This is a genomic window from Tyzzerella sp. An114, from assembly GCF_002161055.1.
Classification (GTDB): domain Bacteria; phylum Bacillota; class Clostridia; order Lachnospirales; family Anaerotignaceae; genus Fimicola; species Fimicola cottocaccae.
The window spans coordinates 44,810-67,740 of record NZ_NFLT01000007.1 but is presented as its reverse complement, the minus strand read 5'-3'; the positions used below and the strand labels follow the sequence as shown (position 1 = coordinate 67,740).

At 32.1% G+C, this 22,931-nt stretch carries 19 protein-coding genes, 1 tRNA gene and 1 other annotated feature; of the genes, 2 read left to right on the top strand and 18 right to left on the bottom strand.

Translation table 11 applies throughout. The annotated features are described in order from the left end of the window. Positions 1 to 54: 54 nt before the first annotated feature. The 9 genes from B5E58_RS08395 to cls form a co-directional block, all read right to left on the bottom strand. Positions 55 to 3,087 carry an InlB B-repeat-containing protein gene (locus B5E58_RS08395; protein WP_088109239.1) on the bottom strand — a complete coding sequence of 1,011 codons (3,033 nt, stop codon included), beginning with the start codon at positions 3,085 to 3,087 and terminating at the stop codon, positions 55 to 57. A 262-nt stretch (positions 3,088 to 3,349) separates the two neighbouring features. After that, complete coding sequence (gene lepA / locus B5E58_RS08390; protein ID WP_088109238.1) at positions 3,350 to 5,164, bottom strand: translation elongation factor 4; 1,815 nt, start codon at positions 5,162 to 5,164, stop codon at positions 3,350 to 3,352. A gap of 119 nt (positions 5,165 to 5,283) precedes the next feature. Further along, a complete protein-coding gene (locus B5E58_RS08385; RefSeq protein WP_088109237.1) occupies positions 5,284 to 6,579 on the bottom strand; it encodes a YwqG family protein in 1,296 nt (431 codons plus the stop codon). Next, the gene (locus B5E58_RS08380; RefSeq protein ID WP_088109236.1) at positions 6,551 to 7,003 is read right to left on the bottom strand and encodes a PH domain-containing protein; all 453 of its coding nucleotides are present in this window, start codon (positions 7,001 to 7,003) and stop codon (positions 6,551 to 6,553) included. The genes B5E58_RS08385 and B5E58_RS08380 overlap by 29 nt, the downstream gene beginning before the upstream one ends. Before the next feature lie 50 nt (positions 7,004 to 7,053). After that, the gene (locus B5E58_RS08375; protein WP_088109235.1) at positions 7,054 to 7,872 is read right to left on the bottom strand and encodes a VanW family protein; all 819 of its coding nucleotides are present in this window, start codon (positions 7,870 to 7,872) and stop codon (positions 7,054 to 7,056) included. 103 nt (positions 7,873 to 7,975) lie between these two features. Continuing rightward, a tRNA-Leu gene (locus tag B5E58_RS08370) sits at positions 7,976 to 8,058 on the bottom strand. A gap of 112 nt (positions 8,059 to 8,170) precedes the next feature. Further along, a complete protein-coding gene (locus tag B5E58_RS08365) occupies positions 8,171 to 9,265 on the bottom strand; it encodes a G5 domain-containing protein (protein ID WP_158097710.1) in 1,095 nt (364 codons plus the stop codon). Between the two features lie 114 nt (positions 9,266 to 9,379). After that, positions 9,380 to 10,141, bottom strand: coding sequence for an acyl-[acyl-carrier-protein] thioesterase (locus B5E58_RS08360; protein WP_088109233.1), 762 nt, complete (start codon positions 10,139 to 10,141; stop codon positions 9,380 to 9,382). A gap of 20 nt (positions 10,142 to 10,161) precedes the next feature. Beyond that, entirely contained in the window at positions 10,162 to 11,631 is a 1,470-nt protein-coding gene (gene cls / locus B5E58_RS08355; RefSeq protein ID WP_242956632.1) for a cardiolipin synthase, read from the bottom strand. A gap of 150 nt (positions 11,632 to 11,781) precedes the next feature. On the opposite strand from cls, the gene B5E58_RS08350 reads away from it, so the two are divergent. After that, positions 11,782 to 12,252, top strand: a complete 471-nt coding sequence (locus tag B5E58_RS08350) for a hypothetical protein (RefSeq protein WP_088109232.1) — start codon at positions 11,782 to 11,784, stop codon at positions 12,250 to 12,252. A 35-nt stretch (positions 12,253 to 12,287) separates the two neighbouring features. Here B5E58_RS08350 and B5E58_RS08345 read toward each other — a convergent pair whose 3' ends face one another. Beyond that, positions 12,288 to 12,965, bottom strand: a complete 678-nt coding sequence (locus B5E58_RS08345; RefSeq protein ID WP_088109231.1) for a GntR family transcriptional regulator — start codon at positions 12,963 to 12,965, stop codon at positions 12,288 to 12,290. Beyond that, complete coding sequence (gene ispE, locus B5E58_RS08340; RefSeq protein WP_088109230.1) at positions 12,966 to 13,850, bottom strand: 4-(cytidine 5'-diphospho)-2-C-methyl-D-erythritol kinase; 885 nt, start codon at positions 13,848 to 13,850, stop codon at positions 12,966 to 12,968. 214 nt (positions 13,851 to 14,064) lie between these two features. Between ispE and ytvI the strand changes: the two genes are divergently transcribed. Next, positions 14,065 to 15,138, top strand: coding sequence for a sporulation integral membrane protein YtvI (gene ytvI / locus B5E58_RS08335; protein ID WP_088109229.1), 1,074 nt, complete (start codon positions 14,065 to 14,067; stop codon positions 15,136 to 15,138). A gap of 19 nt (positions 15,139 to 15,157) precedes the next feature. Here the strand turns inward: ytvI and B5E58_RS08330 are convergent, their stop codons facing one another. The 7 genes from B5E58_RS08330 to B5E58_RS08300 form a co-directional block, all read right to left on the bottom strand. Further along, entirely contained in the window at positions 15,158 to 16,561 is a 1,404-nt protein-coding gene (locus B5E58_RS08330; protein WP_088109228.1) for an oxaloacetate decarboxylase subunit alpha, read from the bottom strand. A gap of 28 nt (positions 16,562 to 16,589) precedes the next feature. Further along, positions 16,590 to 17,747 (bottom strand): sodium ion-translocating decarboxylase subunit beta, encoded by a 1,158-nt coding sequence (locus tag B5E58_RS08325; protein ID WP_088109227.1) that lies wholly within the window; start codon positions 17,745 to 17,747, stop codon positions 16,590 to 16,592. Positions 17,748 to 17,786: 39 nt separating this feature from the next. Then, positions 17,787 to 18,152 carry a biotin/lipoyl-containing protein gene (locus B5E58_RS08320; RefSeq protein ID WP_088109226.1) on the bottom strand — a complete coding sequence of 122 codons (366 nt, stop codon included), beginning with the start codon at positions 18,150 to 18,152 and terminating at the stop codon, positions 17,787 to 17,789. Positions 18,153 to 18,190: 38 nt separating this feature from the next. Further along, positions 18,191 to 18,550 (bottom strand): OadG family protein, encoded by a 360-nt coding sequence (locus B5E58_RS08315; protein ID WP_088109225.1) that lies wholly within the window; start codon positions 18,548 to 18,550, stop codon positions 18,191 to 18,193. A 15-nt stretch (positions 18,551 to 18,565) separates the two neighbouring features. Next, the gene (locus B5E58_RS08310) at positions 18,566 to 20,059 is read right to left on the bottom strand and encodes an acyl-CoA carboxylase subunit beta (protein WP_088109224.1); all 1,494 of its coding nucleotides are present in this window, start codon (positions 20,057 to 20,059) and stop codon (positions 18,566 to 18,568) included. Between the two features lie 294 nt (positions 20,060 to 20,353). Further along, positions 20,354 to 21,721, bottom strand: a complete 1,368-nt coding sequence (locus B5E58_RS08305) for a TrpB-like pyridoxal phosphate-dependent enzyme (RefSeq protein WP_088109223.1) — start codon at positions 21,719 to 21,721, stop codon at positions 20,354 to 20,356. Positions 21,722 to 21,798: 77 nt separating this feature from the next. Next, positions 21,799 to 22,049 (bottom strand) — a binding site (T-box leader). 35 nt (positions 22,050 to 22,084) lie between these two features. Further along, complete coding sequence (locus tag B5E58_RS08300) at positions 22,085 to 22,903, bottom strand: MBL fold metallo-hydrolase (RefSeq protein WP_242956631.1); 819 nt, start codon at positions 22,901 to 22,903, stop codon at positions 22,085 to 22,087. Positions 22,904 to 22,931 lie beyond the last annotated feature (28 nt).

The window sequence follows — 22,931 nt, the reverse complement described above, 5'->3', positions numbered from 1 at the left end:
AAATAAAAAATGGTGTGATTTTTTATTCACACCATTTTAAATAGTACTATCTATTTATTTATGCATAGCTTTTATAAAATTCATAATTATTGTAGCAACCTGAGCTCTTGTAGCTTCACCTTTAGGATTGAGAGTTTCATTATCCATTCCTTGAATTATTCCATTTTCAACAGCCCATACCATTGGATTTCTGGCATAATCACTGACATCTAAAACATCTATATAGTTATCTAAATTTCCAGTTACAGATGGATTTTTTGCATAGCGATAAAGCATTGATATAATCTGTTCTCTTGTTACTGAATTTTCAAGATTTGTTCCATCAGATATTCCATTTTCAACAGCCCATATTGAAGCCTGCTCATACCAATAATCTCCATTTAAAGTATCCTGACCATCTGAGCGAGCAAGAACTGTAATTATCATAGCACGTGTCATAGTATCATCTGGGCTGAATGTTACTTCACTTGTTCCAGCAAAAATCTCACGACTTGTAGTAAAGTTTATAGCACTATCACCCCAGAAACCATCAGGAACATCTATAAAATCCTTGCTGTTATCTATAACTTTAATTGTTGCATTTCCATCTACTGTAAAAACAACACCGTTTTCACTGACAATAGATGTCTTTAATATTTCTTCTGTTCCATCATCCTTTACTATAACAGCAACTGTTCCATCTGTTATATTTTCAACAGGTATTTCAACTTTTGTAACACCCTTTTCCTCAACATCAATTTTAATAATTGGGGCTTCTGATTTATCCTTTGTTCCATTTATAGAAGATATAGGTAAATCAACGATAGCATTATTTTCCATTGCTTCCTTAGAAACATTAACTTCTATTTGTATATTACCATTTTCGTCAATTTTTGTTATTGAACTTGTACCATCAGCTTTGTTTACTGTTGTTGTTGTACTTCCGCTATTTTTATCTTCAGCAATTTCAGTTTTATTACCAGCTGCATCAATTTCTGTTGTAATTTTGCTTTCTTCAGTTGTCTCTGTAATTATAGTTGAGCCATCTTCTTTTTCAATAGTTTCTGTCTTACTTCCATCTGGCTTTGTTATAGTTGTTATAACCGAACCGTCTTGTTTCTTTGTAGTTTCTGTAACCGTTCCATCTGGTTTTGTTACAGTTATTGTTGTAGAACCATCTTTATTTTTATCTATCTCCGTTTTATTGTTATTAGAGGAGGAACTAGATGAAGAGCTAGATGAAGAAACTTCCCACTGAGCATATACTGTTGTGTCATTTTCAAACACAGTATCTTTAGTAATCTGCTCTCCACCTTCTGCTAATGTATACCATCCTTTAAATTTATATCCCTCACGTTTTGGCACAGGTAAAGTGTCTATTTTATTTTCACTATTAACTTTTAATTCTGTTATTGTGTCTGTTCCATCATTGTGGTTAAATATAATTTTATATGGAATATTGATTTTACAATTTTCAATATTTACAGTTGCTGGATAATTTGCATTATACCATAAATCTCCTACATATTTATCTTCTGTTAAAATATTTGTTTTTTCGTTATTTATATCACTATATAACTCACCTGTAAAAGTACATCTACTTACTGTTGGTATGTTTTTACCACTATTGTCTAAATATGTGCCAGCAAATGCTCCCACAAAAATACGCTCTTCCCCAAAACATTCTTCAGGGTTTGTTGTCTGATATACAACAACATTTTCAACTGTACAGTCAGAAATAGTATTTCCATAATGAAGTATTCCATTAATACCACCAATTCCATTATATGCTCCTAAAACAGATATATTTTTTACAGTACAGCCTTCTGTGATACAATTTCCTTCACCCATAAATCCTACTATACCACCAGAATATGTATATTTAGCCTCAATAATAGATGTATCTTTGCCGTCACCTATAACATCACAATTACTAATTTTCGCATATCCTTTACCTAAAATTCCTCCAATATATCCATAGGGATTAGTTATATCTTCTGTAATTTTCACACTACCTTCAACTGTACAGTTAGATACAATAATATTTGTACCACTTCCAACTATACCTCCAGCTGTTCCATTTTCAGAAAATATATTTATATTACCTTTCAAATAACAATTATTAATATTACTACCAGTTCCTTTTCCTAAAATACCACCAGCATTAGAGCTTGTAATTCCACCAGCGTCTTTATTTGCAATAATATAAATATTTCCGCTAATATTACAGTTCGAAATACTTTTTAATATATTTCCTGCAATACTTCCCATAGACTGACAACCACTAATATTAACATTTTTAACATTTATATTGGAAATATTTCCACCATCACCTGAAACTGTTCCAATATAAGCACAACCTTTTATATTTATATTTTCAAAATTCAAATTTTGGATAACAGCATTATCAGTACAATGTCCAAATAAACCAATTCTATTATTTGAAGCTGCATTTAAAATTTCACGACTAATTTTTAAATTAGTAACAGTATGACCGACACCTTCAAAGGCACCTGCAAATTTTGTACCTGTTCCAGCACCACCAATAGGTGTCCATTCTTTATTGTCTAAATCAATATCTGCTGTTAGTTTTATAGTCTTTCCTGAAAAATCAGTTGTTCCCTCATTTACTAACTTAGCAATTCCAGCCAACTGAGCAGCTGTTTCTATTGAATAAGAAGTTTCGTCAATATTGTTATCGTACCAAGAAGTATCTACACTTGTTCCATCCCAAATTGTACTTTCTTCTTCAGATAAGTTAATATCTTCTTGTGATAATTCAGTAGTTTCTTCTAATTGTTCTAAAGTTTCCAAAGTATTTTCTTCTAATTTACCAACTTCAGTTTCTTCATATTTTAAAATATTTTCTTCTTTTGGTTTATCTAACTTAATATCACTTTCTTTCTCTGTCTCTAATTCCTCTAAATTATTACTTTCTTCTACATTATCTAAACCATCATTTCTTTCTTCTTTTTTTTCTTTTTCCTCTAAATATGAATTAATAATTTCATCATATAACAATTCATTATCATTAGCCATAACAACACTTGATATAGATGATGTTGTCATTAATACCGCCATAATTAATGGAAAAATTCTTCTTTTCACAAAATATGCCCCCCAAATCAAAATTTATTTAACTGTATTTATATTATTATAAAAATCATATATATTCAATATATAAATTACATTTTTTATAATTTTATCCAATTATTCATTTATATATAACTCAAAAAACAATAACTTATAAATTGTAGACAATCAAAATAAATATAATAATAATTATCATTTATTAAAATAGTAAAAAAGGCAGTGTAAATTTTATATTTTACACTACCTTTTTATTAACAAATTAAATATAGCCTATTACTTATTCTTCTTCCAATTTAAGAACACTCATGAAAGCAGCCTGTGGAACTTCTACGCTACCAATCTGACGCATTCTCTTTTTACCTTCTTTCTGTTTTTCAAGAAGTTTTCTCTTTCTTGAAATGTCACCACCATAACATTTTGCAAGTACGTCTTTTCTCATAGCACTTACAGTTTCTCTTGCAACAATTTTGCTTCCGATAGCAGCCTGAATAGGAATTTCAAAAAGCTGTCTTGGAATTTCTTTTTTAAGTTTTTCACAAATCTTTCTACCTCTCTCAACAGCAGAAGAAGTATGAACGATAAATGAAAGGGCATCAACAACCTCACGGTTAACAAGAATATCAAGTTTTGTAAGATCAGACTCTTTATATCCTATTAAAGAATAATCAAATGAAGCATAGCCTCTACTTCTTGATTTTAAAACATCAAAGAAGTCATATATAATTTCATTAAGAGGAATTTCATATATAAGTCTAGCTCTTATATCATCAAGATACTCCATACTTATATATTCTCCTCGTCTCTGCTGACAAAGTTCCATAATTGTTCCAATATAATCTTTAGGAAGCATAATTTCAGCACGTACAATAGGTTCTTCCATAGAAAGTATTCTTGCAGGGTCTGGCATATTGCTTGGATTTGATATATCCATGCTTGTACCGTCTGTAAGATGAACTTTATATATAACACTTGGTGCAGTTGTAACAACATCAAAGTTATACTCTCTTTCAAGTCTCTCTTGAACAATTTCAAGATGTAAAAGTCCTAAGAAACCACATCTAAAACCGAAACCTAAAGCCACAGAAGTTTCAGGCTCAAAGAAAAGAGAAGCATCATTAAGCTGAAGTTTTTCAAGAGCATCTCTAAGGTCAGGATACTTTGAACCATCAGCTGGGAAAATACCACAGTAAACCATAGGATTTACTTTTTTATATCCAGCAAGAGGTTCAGAAGTAGGATTTTCAACTTCAGTGACAGTATCACCTACACGAGTGTCAGCAACATTTTTAATACTTGCAGTAAAATATCCTACATCGCCAGCTTTAAGCTCATCACAAGGTATAAATCTTCCAGGACCAAAGAAACCAGTTTCAACAACTTCAAATTCTTTTTTAGTTGCCATCATTTTAACTTTAGTACCTTTTCTAATACTTCCATCAAAAACTCTCATAATAACTATAACACCTTTATAAGGGTCATAAACAGAGTCAAAAACAAGAGCTTTCAAAGGTGCATTTTCATCACCACTTGGAGCTGGTATATCAGTGACTATTCTTTTAAGAACTTCCTCAATGTTTATACCGTTTTTAGCTGAAATCATAGGAGCATCCTCAGCAGGTATTCCTATAATATCTTCAATCTCATTTTTAGCCATTTCAGGGTTAGCACTTGGAAGGTCAATCTTATTTATAACAGGAAGTATTTCAAGATTGTTATCTATTGCAAGATATACATTTGCAAGAGTTTGAGCCTCAACACCTTGAGCAGCGTCAACAATAAGTATAGCACCCTCGCAGGCAGCAAGACTTCTTGAAACCTCATAGTTAAAGTCAACGTGTCCCGGTGTATCTATAAGGTTAAAAACATACTCCTCACCGTCTGAAGCTTTATATACAAGACGGACAGCCTGTGCCTTTATTGTAATTCCTCTTTCTCTCTCAAGTTCCATATTATCAAGGACTTGTTCCTGCATTTCTCTTTCTGTCAAAAGTCCTGTTTTCTGTATAAGTCTATCGGCAAGAGTTGATTTGCCATGGTCTATATGTGCAACAATACAAAAATTTCTTATTTTATCCTGTCTGTTTAAAGACATCTTTTTTCCTCCTCATAAATTTAAAACTAATGTATAGTATATCATATTATTATTGATTTTAGGAATAACTTTTAATAAACAAAATAAAAAAGCTGTCTAAAAGACAGCCTTTTTTGTTTTTAACAACAATCCCAGTTATAAAGCACATTATCAAAATTAAGATTTTCAAGGTCTTCTTTTTTTATAAAGAAGTTTCCAACCCCAACATCTCCCCACATGACCTTTTCGTCATTTTCGCAAAAATCACTGTCCAACTGGAATAAAAGAACATCATAGTCCTCACAATTTTTATATACTCTTGGGTCGCTTTGTGTAAAGAAAGGATACCCTCCACATTTATGATTTGAATAATTGCTTTCACAATTACATAAATCGTCTGCAAACTCAGCTCCAACATCCCACCATTTTTCTATTTTACATTTAAATTTTTTATTATATAAATTTGTAAATATTTTATCAAATTTATAGTCTGATGTTGTAATACCTTCTTTTTCTATATCCTTAAAAACAATTTTATATGTATTTAATACAGGAAAATACACATCATCATCAGTATTATTATTTCCTTTTTCAATAACATCTTCAACAGTTATGTTTTTATCTATATTTTCATAATACACAACTTTAAAATTTTTGTTTTCATTATTATCAAAATCAAGTCCTAAACAATCATCACAAGCTATAAAAAATTGAAGTATACCCTTTTTAGGAAAATGTTCAAGTCCTTTCAAATCTTCGCAGTTTATCTGAGCTAAAAGATTTAAACACTGACCATTTTCATCTTTTGGCCAAAAGCCATCTAAAGGTATATATGGAACACCATAAACAAAACTATCAAACAAATTTACTTTTTCATCTTCAAGAGTAAATCTTATAACATCTTTTTCAGTATTTCTTTTTATCTCTTTAAAAACTTCAACAACTTTATCTTTATCAACATTTTTAAAGTTACAAGGTTCATTAAATTCAATTTTACAAGTATTAGAAGGATAAAAATTATACTCTCCCTCGTCAAATTTATTTAAAACATCTGAAACTCCAACACTTTCATCTATATCTTCATAATATATAAATTCAAAATGTTCATTGTCGGCTATGTCATTAAAATCAATTTTCGATATATCATTATAATCTGTAAAAAGCTGCAATATGCCTTTTTTAGGTAGTTCTTCAGGTACATACATATCTTTAAGATTAATCTGTCCCATAAAATTCATACATTTACCATTTTTATCTTTAACCCAAATACCATCTTTAGGTATATAAGGTATACCATAAATTTGACTGTCAAAAATAGTAGGCTTTTTACTCGAACCTCTAAATCCAATAGTACCTTTATCCATTTCTTTCCTAAGTATATCTAAAATATAATCTTTGTCCATATACTCACCTATTAATTCTTTCATGGTTTTCATAAGCTGTTTCCTGTAAAAGTCTATAAAGATATTTTATATCAAAACTTTTTGGAAACTCAAAAGTCTTTTCAGCCAAAGAAACACCGCCGGAAACTTTAAAATAAGGTGAAGTTATGTATGTTATTGTTATTTCGCTATCATCAGCACCAAAACCAGATGTTTCAGCAGTAACATGTATAACAGAGTCAAGATTTATAGAATTAATACGCATTTTCTGACCAGTAGCACCCTGTTTATCAATCTCTATAATTCTCTTATCTGTTATTATCATAATGTCACGTATCATTTTAAAACCAATTTGTATAGTCTCTCCATTCATTATATATTCGCCATAATCTTTCATAAGTTCATCATTATCAATCTGGCTAAGATTTCCCATTAAACCATTTGCAATATTGCCACCTAATTTATCCATAAATCCCATATTAAAAACCTCCTAAGTTAATATATTTATATATACGAAAACAAAAACAATTAAACTTCCTCCACATCAAGATTTGATGTATCATACAGAACTTTTGCATAGTTTTCTCTTATAAGTTCTTTTGAAATAGTATTACCTGTTCTCACATCAACACATTTTCTATAAACATTTCCTGTCCTATAAACTTCTCCATTCTTTTTTATAAATTTTTCATTTTCAGTAAATATATGATATTTAAAATCAAGATTTTTTTCAGCACGTATTTCACCACATAAATGAGTATCTGTTGTATATGTAATAAGCTGAAAGTCCATACCTGTATTATTCTCAAAACGATAATCAATATAATTATAAGCTATTGAAGTCCCTGTACCAAAGGGAACTTGTCTATTATAATCTGGAAAAAGGTCAAATCTATCATGGTGATGATGCTCAACAATATCAAGAGGAGTATGTAAAACAAGCCAATGGATAAGATTTGTAAACTGACACATTCCACCACCAATTCCACTTTTAACTTTTTCATTACTTATAGTTACACCTTCTTTATATCCTTTTTTAGCTGTTGTATTTCCAACAAGTTTCCAAAATGAAAAAGTTTCCCCCGGTTTTATAATAATTTCATTTACAAGAGGTGCGGCAATATTAAGATTTATAGCTTTATTCTCCTGAAGCTCCATATCTACATTACCTAATTTTCTTCTTATAAGAGAGCTGTGACGATATAATACAACAGGAAGAATTTCACCTTTTTCAAGAGAAAAATTTGTGTGTTTTAAAAAATCTTTTATATTTCTTTGAATTATACATTTTTTAACAGATATATTATAAGTTAAAGGCGATATTTCACAAAAAAGTTTTCTTTCCATAATTTTCCCCCCTTATAATATATTAGAGTATCAATGTTAAGATTTTATTACATAAAAAAATAAAAACCGTAATAAAAAATTACGGTTTTTAAAAATAAATGAGTGCGGATAACAGGACTTGAACCTGCACCACCATAAAGGGACAAGAATCTGAATCTTGCGCGTCTGCCATTCCGCCATATCCGCATATTAAATTTTAACTAAACATAATGATATTACACAAAATGAAAGTTGTCAATGTCAAAATTTAAACATAAAAAGAGAAGTATCTCAAAAAAGATACTTCTCAAAATAGGCTTTATTTTGCCCCTACTTCTATAATTTCATCAACAGGTTCTTGTGTTATATTTTCAGAAACAACAGCCTGTTCCTCCTCAAAGCCGTTTATACGAATAGTTTGTACAGTGATTTCTTTCTGTCCATCGCTACCCTGTTGTATAACTTTTTGATATGAAGCTGGTTTTGAAGAATCAGTCTGATACTTAACTTGTTTTTTAGCAATCTCTGTAAAAACATTTGTCTCAATAGTTTTTACAGACAAAGCCGGCTTGTCCACAAGTATATTAACAACCTGACCTAATTTAAGGGTAGTTGTTATACCAGGATTTTCTGCATAAAGTTCGTCCATTGTCATAACTGCTGCATCAGCGATTTTAGAAAGTGTATCTCCAGATTGAACAGTATATGTTTTTGAAACTTTTGTAGTCTGTTGGAATTTGCTTTTTGCCACATCAGCTGTTATTATATCATCAGAATTAACATATTTAGATACAACTTGAACATCTTCAACAAAAGATGCCTCCATTTTATCTTTTTTATCCTCCGGTATATATTCTGATTTTATTTCATTTAAAAGTTTATCAGCCTCAGCAGTATTAGAAAGAACAGCCGCCTCAATTCCATCAACAGTTATAACAGCCGCTTCAACTTTATATGTGACATTCTCTTTTATTTTTGAAATAACATAATCTATTGTCACCATATCTTTTTTAGAAGCTCTTACAGCTTTCATTCCTATTTCTTCATTTATTTGTATTTTTGAACCTAATTGCTGTTCAATTCCAGCTATAACCGTATTGTTAATATCAGAAACCTCTATATTTGTCTTTTTTATAACTCCAACACTCTCACCATCAACAGTGATATCATATGCATTTTTACTGAATATACTAAAAAGTGCCAGAAGTATAATTACAAAAATAAAAATTACTAAAACAGCCAATCTTCTGTTTTTTAATTTTATACTTCTTCTTTTACGCTTTTTACGTGGATTTTCTCTTTTTTCTTTTTCAACAGGCGGCGTATAATTATTTTTACTGACATCTCTTAAATTAGCAGTACTTCTTGTTCTACGCCTAATTTTATCACTATTTCTATTTCCAAAATCAGCCATATCAACCCCCCCTATCATAAACTTTTAAAAATTTACATAATTAAACACACACGGTATATTTTATTTCATTAACTCATTTTTTGCAACAATTGTAACCAATATTTAAAATAACCGTTAACATTTTTCCCATATTGTGGAGATTTCAGCAAAAACTTCTTTATCATTGTTATTATCTGTAAATGTGGATACAACACATTTTTTATCATCATCTAAATTTACAAGATAGCATTTACCTTTTACACAGGAATTTTTATAACATTCTTTTCTATATACAACTCTAATATCAGAAACTTTATAATTATAATATATATCATCAGGCACATCATCAATTGCCCATTCTATATATTTTGTATTGTTTGTATGACCATTTGAGTCTGTATCTCTTCTTGTCACAGTAAAAACCCTTTGTGAAATTATATCGTTTTCATCTTTTTCAATCATTTTATAATTTTCATTTTCTATTGCCTTAACATTTAATGAACTATATCTTTCTGCCATGTCTTCATTAATTTTAACAGGACGGCGTCTTTCCAAATCCATAAATATCCATTTACTCATAGCTTTAGCAACAGGTATTTCATTTTCATCATACACAACAAAACTTCTCTCAGCTTGCATTCTTTTACATTCATCAGACCATGTACAAACCCTTATTGTCTCGCCTTTTTGTGGCATACGAATTATATCAATATGCCAATTTATTATAACCCAGCCCTTTTTCTCGTTATTAAAATAATCTATTGTATAACCTATTGAATCAGAATGAAGTATAGCTGCGTCCTGCAAATAAACTGCAAGAGATGAAGGAGTTAAAAACAAATCACCATCAACCTCAAAATATCCAATAGTATAACTAACCTCAAAACCTTTTTTCATAATATAAAGTACCTCTCTTTTCAAAGTATAGGTGATATAAGTCTAGCAACAGACTCTTTAAGCCTAAACCACCATTTTCTATTTTCATACCATAAAGAAGTAATCTCAAGACAACTTTCAAGGTCATTTAAAAAGTCATCTTCAAGTTTCTTTGTTATATCCTCATCAAACATAAAAGCATTTGTCTCAAAGTTCACAGCAAAACTTCTAACGTCCATATTAGCAGTGCCAACACTTGAAACTATGCCGTCAATAGACATAAATTTTGAATGTATAAAACCTTTCTCATACTGATAACATCTAACACCAGCTTTTAAAAGCTCTCCTAAATATGACATACTTGCCCAATAAACAAACATATGGTCAGGGTTTCCCGGAAATATTATTCTAACATCTATACCAGAAAGAGCAGCAACTTTTAAAGCTCCAAAAATACTGTCATCAGGCACAAAGTAAGGAGTAGTTATATAAATATGGTCTTCAGCCTCATTTATCATTTTAAAATATGAATTTCTTATGTTTTTCCAAACAGTATCAGGTCCACTGGAAACTATTTGCATTTTAACACCTGAAAATTCATTTTTAGGTGGAAAATATCTATCATCAATAGGTACAGGAAAACTTTTTGATGTAAAATTCCAATCCATTATAAAACGCATATGAAGTTGGTCAACAGCATTTCCCTCAATTCTTATATGAGTATCACGCCATTTTCCATATCTTTTAACTATTCCAAGATATTCATCACCTATATTAAATCCTCCTATATATCCAACCTTTCCATCAATGACACATATTTTTCTGTGGTTTCTGTAATTTATTCTTATCATAAGTCGTGGAAGAAATGCCACAGCATGACCTCCCGCTTTTATAAGTTCATCAAAAAAGTGTTTTGGAAGTTCTATACAACCCATACCGTCATACAATATTCTTACTTCAACACCTTCCAAAGCCTTTGCCGCAAGTTCACTTACAAGTTTTCTACCTAACTTATCATTTCTTATTATATAGTACTCAATATGAATAAAATCTTTAGCTCGTCTTATATCATTTATAAGAGTTTCAAATTTTTCATTTCCGTCAACAAATCTTCTAACTCTATTATTTTCAGTCATCCAATTTCCCGTATTTATATTGAGATACAACAAATCGTTCAAATATTTAAACTGTGTTATGTCTTGTTTATTTTCAATAGCTTTTTTTTGCCACATAAGTTTCTTCATATATCTTTCATTACTCAAAATATAATCAAAATAAACCTTTGTATCAAACTTGTCCTTATCAGCAAAAAGTTTCTCTCTCCTACTGTCTCTTCCAAAAACCATGTATATTATAAATCCAAATACAGGTATAAAGAATAAAACAAGTAACCATGCCCATGTACTAGAAGGCTTTCTTCGCTCGGAAAACACTACAAAAACTGCAAGTATTACATTTACTATAAGAGCAATTGCTATAAGCACAAATACTATTTTCAAAGTATCTCCCAATAAAAATCATCTCCTTTCAAGTCAATAATCCTTTGTTCAAAATTTGAATATATATATTATTTACTAAATGTTAAATAAATGATAGAATATATATTGAATATATGCAATGAAATATTGAACATATTTCATTAAAAAAGGAGGAACACAAAAGTGCAGTTACAAGCAAGTGACTATTTTATCATCATTGTCGTTATCATCGCCGCTGTTTTGGCAGGACTTTATTATTTTAACAGGAAAAATTACAAAAAAGTCATTGAATCACAGGATTTTATAGCCGCAAATAAAATGACGGTTCAAATCTTTGTTATTGATAAAAAGTATGAAAGACCGACAGAAAAGAACCTTCCAAAAAATATATACGAGAAACTTCCTAAATCTTCTAAGATTAGAAAGATGGCAATAGTAAAGGCTAAAGTAGGTCCTCAGATAACAACTCTTATGTGCGACAAACCTGTATATGATATTCTTCCTGTAAAGAAAAACGTAAAAGTAGAGCTTGCAGGAATATATATTGTAGGAATGAAAGGTGTAAATCTTGCAGACAAGAAAAAGAAAACAATACGTGAAAAACTTACTCTTGCAGCAAGAGGAGAAAAGAAAGAAAAAGAAACAAAGAAATGAAAATAAAAAGCATATCCAAAAGGATATGCTTTTTTTTAATAATCTTTATTAAGAGAATTAAGTATATATTCTGTGTGATATTTAACATGGTTTAATGCAACATTAGAACCTTCCTCAGGAAGTCTATTTTCTATGGCATTTATTATTTTATAATGCTGCTCTGTTATAATAGTTTTCTGGTCTTTAGCTTTAAGATGAGCTAATCTGTAACGATAAAGCTGTATTCTTAAATTTCCTATAATCTGTATAAGTTTATCATTTCCTGAAGCTTCAAAAATTATATCATGGAATTTTTCATCAGCCTCTGCCATTTTTTCAGCATCATCTCCATCAAGAGCTTCCTCAACTTCAAGCTGTGCTTTTTTGAGAACTTCAATTTCTTCATCGCTCATATGTGTACAAGCAAGTTTAACTCCTAAAGCCTCCAAAGCTCCTCTAAGTTCAAGGACATTTATAATGTCTTTCTCACTCATATCAAGAACTTGTGCTCCCTTTCTTGGAACAAGTTCCACAAGATTTTCAAGTTCAAGCATTCTCAAAGCTTCTCTTATAGGTGTACGGCTTACTCCCAATTTTTCAGCAAGCTGATTTTCCATAAGTCTTTCACCAGGCTGTAATTTTCCTGTAAGTATTGCGTCTCTAAGAGTATTAAAAACAACATCTCTTAAAGGCAAATATTCATTTGTGTTTATGCTGAATTTATAATCAACCATTTATTTACCACCCTTTCTAACCGTATTATATATTTTTGTCAATATAACATGTTTTATATCTCCCTCAGCCTTAAACTCTTTATAGGCTTTAAGAGCAGTTTCTTTATCATAAAAAAGTCCAAAAACAGTTGGTCCGCTTCCACTCATAAGAGACGAGGCAGCACCTTTTTTAATAAGTCGCTCTTTATATTCTTTAAGTTGAGGATGAAGTTCTAATGTGACAGTCTCCAAAACATTTGAAAGTCCATTGGCAATTCCGTCTTTATCTTTATTTTTTATACATTCAATAACACCTTCAGTGTCAGGGTGCTCTGTAATAGAAGGTAAATCAAGACTTTTATAAACAGTAGCAGTTGATACACTAACAGAAGGCTTTAAGAGTATAACGTGCATATCTGGACATGGTGGGAGAGGTGTTAAAATTTCTCCTATACCTTCCGCCAATACAGTTCCTCTCATGATACAGTAAGGTACATCAGCCCCCAAAGTTACACCTATATCCATAAGCTCTTTTTTGCTAAGACCTAACTTAAAAAGTTTATTTATACCTACAAGTACAGCAGCACAGTCAGTGCTTCCACCAGCAAGACCAGCAGCCACAGGTATTTTTTTATCAAGACTTATAAATATACCTTCTTTTATATTAAATTTCTCTTTCATAATCATAGCCGCTTTATAAGCTATGTTTCTTTCATCAGAAGGCAACCAATCAATATTACTTTTCAATTTTATATAGTTTTTATCTGTTTTTTTGATAAAAACATTGTCATAAAGGCTTATACTCTGCATTATCATTCTAAGGTCATGATAACCGTTTTCACGTCTTCCTGTGACATCAAGTGTTAAATTAATTTTAGCTCTAGCTTTTAATTTTATCTCTTTCAAAATAAGCCTCCAAAAAATCACAAAACCATAAAATTCAATGTTTTTTACATACTGTATACTTATTATATTCTACTATAAATTTTAAAAAGTAACAATATATTTTTTAAATATGTTAATATATAGATAGTAAAATATATTTTAAAAACGTATAACATTATGTCACAATTATAATATAAAAATGAGATTTATAAAATAGGTGGAAGGAGGAATATAAGTGGAAAACTTTATAAAAAATAACAGAAAATCTTTGGTTAATATATCAATCGTATTATGTGTAATAATTTTCTGTTACATATTTTTCAACTATCTTTTTGAGTATATAGCACCCTTTGTAATAGGTTGGATACTAAGTCTTATATACAATCCTCTTGTAAATCTTCTTGAGAAAAAATTTCATATAAAACGTTGGCTAGGAGCTTTAATATCAATACTTGTTCTTATAGGGTTTTTCTCATCTGTGGTTGCAGGAATAGTTGCAAAATTAGTATCAGAAGCAGAGCTTTTTATAGCAAAAACTCCTGAATATATAGAGCTTGTAAAATCAATAATAGAAACTATAATAACAGAAGCAGAAAAATTTATAGATAATCTACCCTTTGGAGGTTTCATAAACATTGACATTGGAAACATGAATTTTTCTGATATAATAACACCTCTTATAAAAACAGGAGGAACAGGAGGATTTATAGTTGTAAAAGCAATACCAGGATTTTTTATGGTAACTATAATGGCTCTTATATCATCATATTTCTTTTCAAAAGATAAATATGATATAAGAAAATTTTTAAAAAAACACATTCCAATGCCTAAAGATAATCATATTATGCTTGTAAAAGAAAATCTTATGAATTCACTAGGAGGATATTTTAAAACACAGCTTATACTTATGTGCTATACATTTACAATATGTATTATAGGACTTTTAATAATAGGTTCACCCTACGCCCTTCTTTTAAGTGTTGTCATAAGTGTAATAGATGCCCTTCCTTTTTTCGGAAGTGGATTTATACTTTGGCCGGGAACAGTAATATATCTTATGTCGGGAGAATATTTTCTTGCAGCGGGATATATAATAATATACCTTATAATAAACCTTATGCGTCAAATAATGCAGCCTAAAATATTAGGAACACAAATAGGTGTTCACCCTCTTATAGCATTAATATCAATGTATATAGGATTAAAAATCGTTGGAGTTTTAGGAATGATTATAGGGCCTATTTTGGCTGTTGTTATAAAAGCATTTATTGAGGCTTCGGAAGTTTACGAAAATAAAAAAGACACCTAAAAAGGTGTCTTTTTTTATATTAAACTGGATAAACTTTATTTTCTGTGTCTGCCAAAACTGGGTCAGCTTTATATTTCTGTGCCTGTCTATATTTGAAAAATTCCTCTGCAACCTGTGGGAAAAGAGCATAAGATAAAACATCCTCTTCCTGCTCTTTGTATTTAGCAACAGCTTTTTCAGCCTCTGGAATACCATCAGGAACAAGGTCAGCAGGACGACAAGTTATAACTTCCTCATTTCCAGCTAATTTCTTAACCATTTCATCAGAAATTTTTACAGGAGTTTTTCCATACATACCTCTTGCAAGGTCTTTTGTCTCTTTTGTTACAACTTTATATCTCTCACCCATAAGCACATTCATAACAGCCTGTGTACCTACAATCTGGCTTGTAGGAGTTACAAGTGGAGGGTATCCTAAATCACGTCTTACATTAGGTATTTCTTTTAAAACAGCCTCATATTTATCTTCTGCTTTCTGTCCTTTAAGCTGTGAAACAAGGTTTGATAACATACCACCTGGAACCTGATATCTAAGTGTAGCAATATCAACACCAAGAACTTTTGTACTTAAAAGACCGCTTTCAATAGCTTTCTCTCTAAGAGGTTTAAAGTAATCACATATTTCACTTAATAACTCTTGGTCAAGACCTGGGTCGTAAGGTGTTCCAGCAAAAGCTGCGTTCATAACCTCTGTTGGAGGCTGACTTGTACCCATAGCAAAAGGAGACATGGCAGTATCAATTATATCTGCACCAGCTTCAACAGCTTTCATATATACAATAGGAGCAACACCACTTGTACAATGGCTGTGAATTTGGAGAGGTACACTTGTCTCTCTCTTTATAGCTGTCACAAGGTCATATGTTGCTTGTGGAAGAAGAAGTCCCGCCATATCTTTTATACATATAGAGTCAGCACCCATAGCCTCAAGCTCTTTAGCAAGTTTAACATAATATTCAAGAGTGTGAACTTCACTGAGTGTATAAGATATAGCAAGCTGTGCTTCACCTTTATATTTTTTAATGGCTTTTACTGAGGCCTGAAAATTTCTAGGGTCATTTAAAGCATCAAAAACACGCATTACATCAATACCATTTGACAATGTTTTCTTTACAAAAGCTTCTACAAGGTCATCTGGATACTGTTTGTATCCTAAAATATTCTGACCTCTAAAAAGCATTTGAAGTTTTGTATTAGGAGCAGCCTCTCTTACTTTTCTAAGTCTCTCCCATGGGTCTTCTTTCAAGAAACGGAGACAAGAGTCAAAAGTAGCTCCTCCCCAAACTTCCATAGAATAAAATCCTACTTTATCCATTTTATCCAATATAGGAAGAATTTCCTCTGTTTTCATTCTTGTAGCGATAAGGGACTGTTGTCCGTCACGCAATGTTGTATCCATTATTTTAACGGGTTTTTTATCCATAATTAACCTCCTTGTCTTTATCAAAAAATTACATTCCGTAAAGTTTTAAGAATACACCGGCAGCTATTGCAGAACCTATAACACCGGCTACGTTAGGGCCCATAGCATGCATGAGAAGGAAGTTTGAAGGGTTTTCTTCCTGTCCAACCTTCTGGGCAACACGAGCAGCCATAGGAACAGCAGAAACACCAGCAGCACCGATAAGAGGATTAATTTTTCCTCCTGAAAGTTTGCACATGACTTTACCCATAACAACACCTGCAGCTGTACCGAATGCAAATGCGACAAGTCCAAGGAAAAGTATTCCGAGAGTTCTTGCATTAAGGAAAGCATCAGCACTTGTTGTTGCACCTACTGTTACACCTATAAATATAGTAACTATGTACATAAGAGCATTTGATGCAATCTCAGCAAGTTTATTTGTAACTCCTGACTCTTTAAAGAGATTTCCAAGCATAAGCATACCTATAAGAGAAGCAGAGCTTGGTATTATAAGAACTACAAGTACTGTAACAACAATAGGAAAAAGTATTTTTTCTGTTTTTGAAACAGGACGAAGCTGTTCCATTTTTATGGCTCTTTCCTCTTTTGTTGTCAAAGCTCTCATAATAGGAGGCTGTATAATAGGTACAAGTGACATATAAGAATATGCAGCAACGGCAATAGGTCCTAATAATTCAGGAGCAAGAGCTGTTGCAAGATATATAGCAGTAGGGCCGTCAGCACCACCTATAATACCTATTGAAGCTGCCTGCTGGAAATTAAATTCAAAAAATCCACCAGGAATAAAGTTAAGAAGTAAAGCACCAAGAAAGGCAACGAATATACCAAACTGGGCAGCACCACCTAAAAGTATACTTTTAGGATTTGCAATAAGAGGACCGAAGTCAGTCATAGCACCTACACCCATGAATATAAGTGGAGGGAATATACCAAGTTCGTCACCCATATAAAGATATCTCAAAAGTCCGCCTTCCTCCATAAGTCCGTTTAAAGGAAGGTTTACAATAAGCATACCAAATGAAATTGGTAAAAGAAGCAGTGGCTCATAGTTTTTAACTATGGCAAGGTACATAAATACGAGAGCAACAGCAATCATTATTATGTCCTTATACCCCAGTGCAATAAAACCTGAGCTTTCCACAAAGCCCGCCAATGCCTCTGAAAGCATATTAAAAAATTCCATAGCTAGTAACCTCCATTTTCAATATTTTAGTTACTATAATTATTCAATAGTAAGAAGAACATCATCTGCATTTACAGAAGCACCTTTTGTAACACAGATTGAAGTTACTTTTCCGGCAACAGGTATAAATATTTCATTTTCCATTTTCATTGCCTCAAGCATAATTCCAAGCTGGTCTTTTTCAACTGTGTCTCCAACTTTAACTTTTATATCAGCAATTGTTCCTGCCATAGGAGCAAGAAGTTTGAAAGCATTTGCAGAAGCCTTTGGTGCTGGAGCTTTTGCAGCAACTGGTGCTGGTGCAGAAACTGGAGCAGAAGCCATTGGGGCACTTCCATCTCCTGCAACTTCTTCAACAGCAACATCATAAGTAACTCCATTTACAGTAACTCTAAAAATTCTCATATATAAAACCTCCAAAAAATACTATTATCAAATAAATATTAATATATATGTCTCTGTTGTTCTCTCCTTGAAGCATTTATCCATGAAGAACTCTTTTCTTTTCTTATAGAAACAACACGAAGTTTATCAGCAGAAGTTCCAAGACTTGCTGCTATTGATGCAGTTATAACAGCGATGAGAGCAAGGTCATCTTCAACTGTTTCAGTCTCCAAAATTGGCTCTTCAACTGGCTTTGGAGGTTCAACTGCTTTTTCTTGTTTTTTTGGTTTTTCTTTTCCTATGTATTTGAGAAGGCTTATTACAAAAGCTATAAGAGCAAGAGTTGCAAAAACTATCGCCATACCTATTATAGTTGTTCCCAAGCCTTCAAACATAACTGTTGACAATTTTAATTCCATCAGATTTCACCCCGCTTATATTGTGAAACTTGAATGTTTTTTAGCTGGTTTTCCTTCTCGCTTTGTTGCAAGCATTTCCAAAACAGCGCCAATACGTTTTCTTGTTGCAGAAGGCTCTATAATATCATCTATATAACCTCTCTTTGCAGCAAAATAAGGACTTGAGTTATTCTCTCTATATTTTTCAATAGCCTCTTCTCTTTGGGCACTATCACTGCCATACATAACATTTACAGCAGCAACAGGGTCCATAACAGAAACTTCAGCAGTAGGCCATGCAAAAACAACATCAGCACCAATATGCTTTGAATTCATAACAAGATATGGATTTCCAAAACCTTTTCTAATAATAACATTTATCTTAGGACAAGTTGCAGCAGCAAATCCTGCCATAAGTTTGGCTGTACTCTTTATTAAAGCTGTCTGTGAAACTTGAGCTTTATATCCTCCAACATCTGTTAAAGTTATTACAGGAATATTAAAAGCGTCACAGAATGAGAGGAATTTTAATGCTTTATCTGTTCCATGGTATGTAAGTTCATAGCTGTTATTTGAAATAATTCCTGCTGTATAACCATTAACACGTATAAATCCTTCTTTTATCTCTTTAGCGAAATTTTTCTGAACTTCTATGAATTCACCATTATCAGCAACAGCTTTTATAACAGCTCCCATATCAACAGCTTCATCATAATTTTCAGGAACTATTGTATTTAAAAATTCTTCTGTTCTGTTTATATCATCACCAGTTCCGAAGAAAGGAGCATCTTCCATATTGTTTGAAGGTACTATGTCAATGAGTTTTCTCATTTCAGAAATACAACTTTCTTCATCTTCACATACAAACTGAATAAGACCGTTTTCCTCTTTCAATGAAAGGTCGCCTTTTTTTCCTTCTTCTCCAGAAAGTGTATTAGGGCTTACCATAAAGAGCTTTGCATTTTTAGAAACTGCAAAAGTAAAATCTGAAAGAGCCGGTATAAATGAACTTGTTCCCATACAACCTCCCATAATAGCTGTAATCTGAGGAACAACACCTGAAGCCGCTGTCATAGCTTTAAAAATATCTCCGTAGGCTGAAAGAGCATCAACACTCTCTTGAACTCTCATACCTGATGAGTCTATAAATCCAACAACAGGGGTACCCATTTTCATGGCTTTTTCATAAATTCCACATATCTTCTTAGCGTGCATTTCACCCACAGAGCCACCCATAACAGTACTATCTTGAGAATACACAAACACAAGTCTGCCGAATATACTTCCGTAACCAGTAATAACTCCATCAGAAGGAGTATATTTTTCTACTGCATTAAAGTCAGTAGCTCTCTGATTTACAAAAGCTCCAAATTCAACAAATGTGTTGTCATCAAGAAGTTTTGCAATTCTCTCTCTTGCGTCAAACTTTCCTTCGCTGTGGAGTTTTTTCTTAAGTTCTTCTCCTCCACCAGCTTCAACAGTGCTTCTGCGGTTAAAAAGCTCATTTAATTTGTCTAAGTTTTCGCCCACAAGCTCATCTCCTTTTCATTGTCTAAATCTTTAACAATCAATTTTTTAAAATTAATGAATGTTTATTTTTAAAACAATACATAATAAATATTTTATACAACATTGTATATAATTTGTCAATAGTTTTTAAACATTAGTTACGAAAAATACTATGTAGATTTTTAGCACTTTTAAACTATAACAAATTTTTTGCTGTTAATTTTGTATATTTTACAAACGAAAAACTCTATCTTTGTTAAAAAAATGCTAAAAAAACAAAAAAATAAAAGCGGTATAAAATACCGCTTTTTATTATCAGTCAATTTTTGGAAGACTTGCAAAGCCTTTTTCAAGGTCTTCATCAGTTGGAATATAGTCTGTCATAGTTTTATTCATAAAACTTTCATAAGCTGTCATATCAAAATATCCTGTTCCTGTGAGACCAAAGAGTATAGTTTTAGCCTCACCTGTCTCTTTACATTTAAGAGCTTCATCAATAGCACCTTTTATGGCATGGGCAGACTCTGGAGCTGGAAGTATAGTTTCTTTCTTAGCAAAGAGAGTTGCAGCCTCAAAAACTTTAGTCTGCTCATATGAAACAGCCTCCATATATCCGTCATGATAAAGTTTTGAAAGTATAGGAGACATACCATGATAACGGAGACCACCTGCATGGTTTGCTGAAGGTATAAATCCAGAACCTAAAGTATACATTCTAGCCATAGGTGTCATTTTTCCTGTGTCACAGAAGTCATAAGCATATTTCCCCCTTGTAAGTGATGGACAAGAAGCTGGCTCAACAGCCACAATTCTAGGATTTGCTTTTCCTGTAAGTTTATCCTGCATAAATGGTCCTATAAGGCCACCAAGGTTTGAACCGCCTCCAGCACAACCAATTACAACATCTGGATACTCTCCAAGCATTTCCATAGCAATTTTTGTTTCAAGTCCAATTATAGATTGATGTAAAAGTACCTGATTTAATACAGAACCTAAGACATAACGACAATTAGGTGTTGTTGTTGCAGTTTCAACAGCCTCTGAAATAGCACAGCCAAGGCTACCTGTTGTATTTGGATTTTCTGCAAGAATTTTTCTTCCTGCAACTGTTGTATCACTAGGGCTGGCAATTACATTTCCACCAAATGTCTGTATAACAGCTTTTCTGAAAGGTTTCTGAATGTATGAACCCTTTACCATATATACAGTAAGGTCAAGACCAAAGTATGAACAAGCCTCTGAGAGAGCTGTTCCCCACTGTCCTGCACCTGTCTCAGTTGTCACAGATGTAAGCCCCTCTTTTTTTGCATAGTAAGCCTGTGCAATGGCAGAGTTAAGTTTGTGACTTCCTGATGTGTTATTTCCTTCAAATTTATAATATATTTTAGCCGGTGTATCCAATGCTTTTTCAAGGTTGTATGCTCTTATAAGAGGTGATGGACGATAAACTTTATACATCTCCTGAACTTCTTCTGGAATATCTATATATCTTGTTGTTCCATCAAGCTCCTGTTTTGCTAACTCCTCGCAGAATACAGGCTTAAGGTCATCTATTGTTACAGGTTTCAATGTAGCAGGATTTAAAAGAGGGTCTGGTTGTTCTTTCATATCTGCTCTAAGATTATACCATTGTTTAGGAATTTGCTCCTCTGATAAATAAAGTCTATGTGGAATTTTAGCCATAATAAATTCTCCTCTCATCTTATACTTACTTTTCTAAAAATATCACAGTAATAAAAAAAGCCCATGTCTCTAAAATTTAAAGAGACAAAGGCTAAAACTCTGCGGTACCACTCTTTTTGATTTCTTAAAAAAATCCTCTCACTCTACATCTTTTTATAAAAAATGCACTTCCTTTATAACGGGTGAAGTTCCCGTCAAAGACTACTTTAAAAAATTTCGCCCTTGCCCTCATAAGTCCATTCAAAGTATCCTACTGTACCGAATTTCCATCATCATCGGCTCTCTTTGACAGCTTGATAAATCTACTACTCTCAATCATCGGTTTGTTTTATTATACACACCTGGTGGACATTTGTCAATCATTTAATTACAAGAAATATCCAACCCAACAGATAAAACTCTAACATCAAGGCTTTTACTCATCTCAAATCTAGCATCATATGAAGTACAATGTCCCGGATAAAATTCTTTTATATTACAAGATTTAAGATACTCTATTGTTTTGTAAAGCTGTTCATTTTTAGGTATAAGATGAAAACCTCCAATTATACCTATTACATTTTCCTCATCTGAAACCTCCTTAGCCTGTTCAACGATATTACATATACCGCTGTGAGAACAACCTGTTATTATATATATGCCCTCACTATTTTTATAAACCATAGCAGAGTCATCATATATAAAGTCATCATGTTTTACACCATTATGAACAGTCTCACCAAGAGGTTTTTTATTTTCAAAATCAAATCTTCTCTTTATTTCTCCCAAATATGTTATGTTCTCGCTAAGTTTATAAGGTTCTCTTGTCATTGTGAGTTTAAAATATTTTTTAACCTCGTCAACAGTTGTATTTATACCTATATCCCTTCCATCTTCATTTTTTTCATCAAATAAAAGGGGATGTACAACCATTTCAGGCATATTTTTTGTATCTTTAATTTTATCTATAAAATGCTGAAGTCCCCAAGTGTGGTCATAATGACCATGAGAAAAAACTATTTTATTTGCAGTAGTAACATCAATACCCATTTTCTCTGCATTTTTTATAAAAACATCAGTTTTTCCCATATCCATAAGTATTTTTGTACCGTCATTATCCTCTACAAAATATGAAGCACCATGCTCACCACAAAAAGGTGTACTGTATGGTACATAATTATCAGTAAGAACTCTAATTCTCAATTTTAACCCCTCTTTCATTGACCAAGAA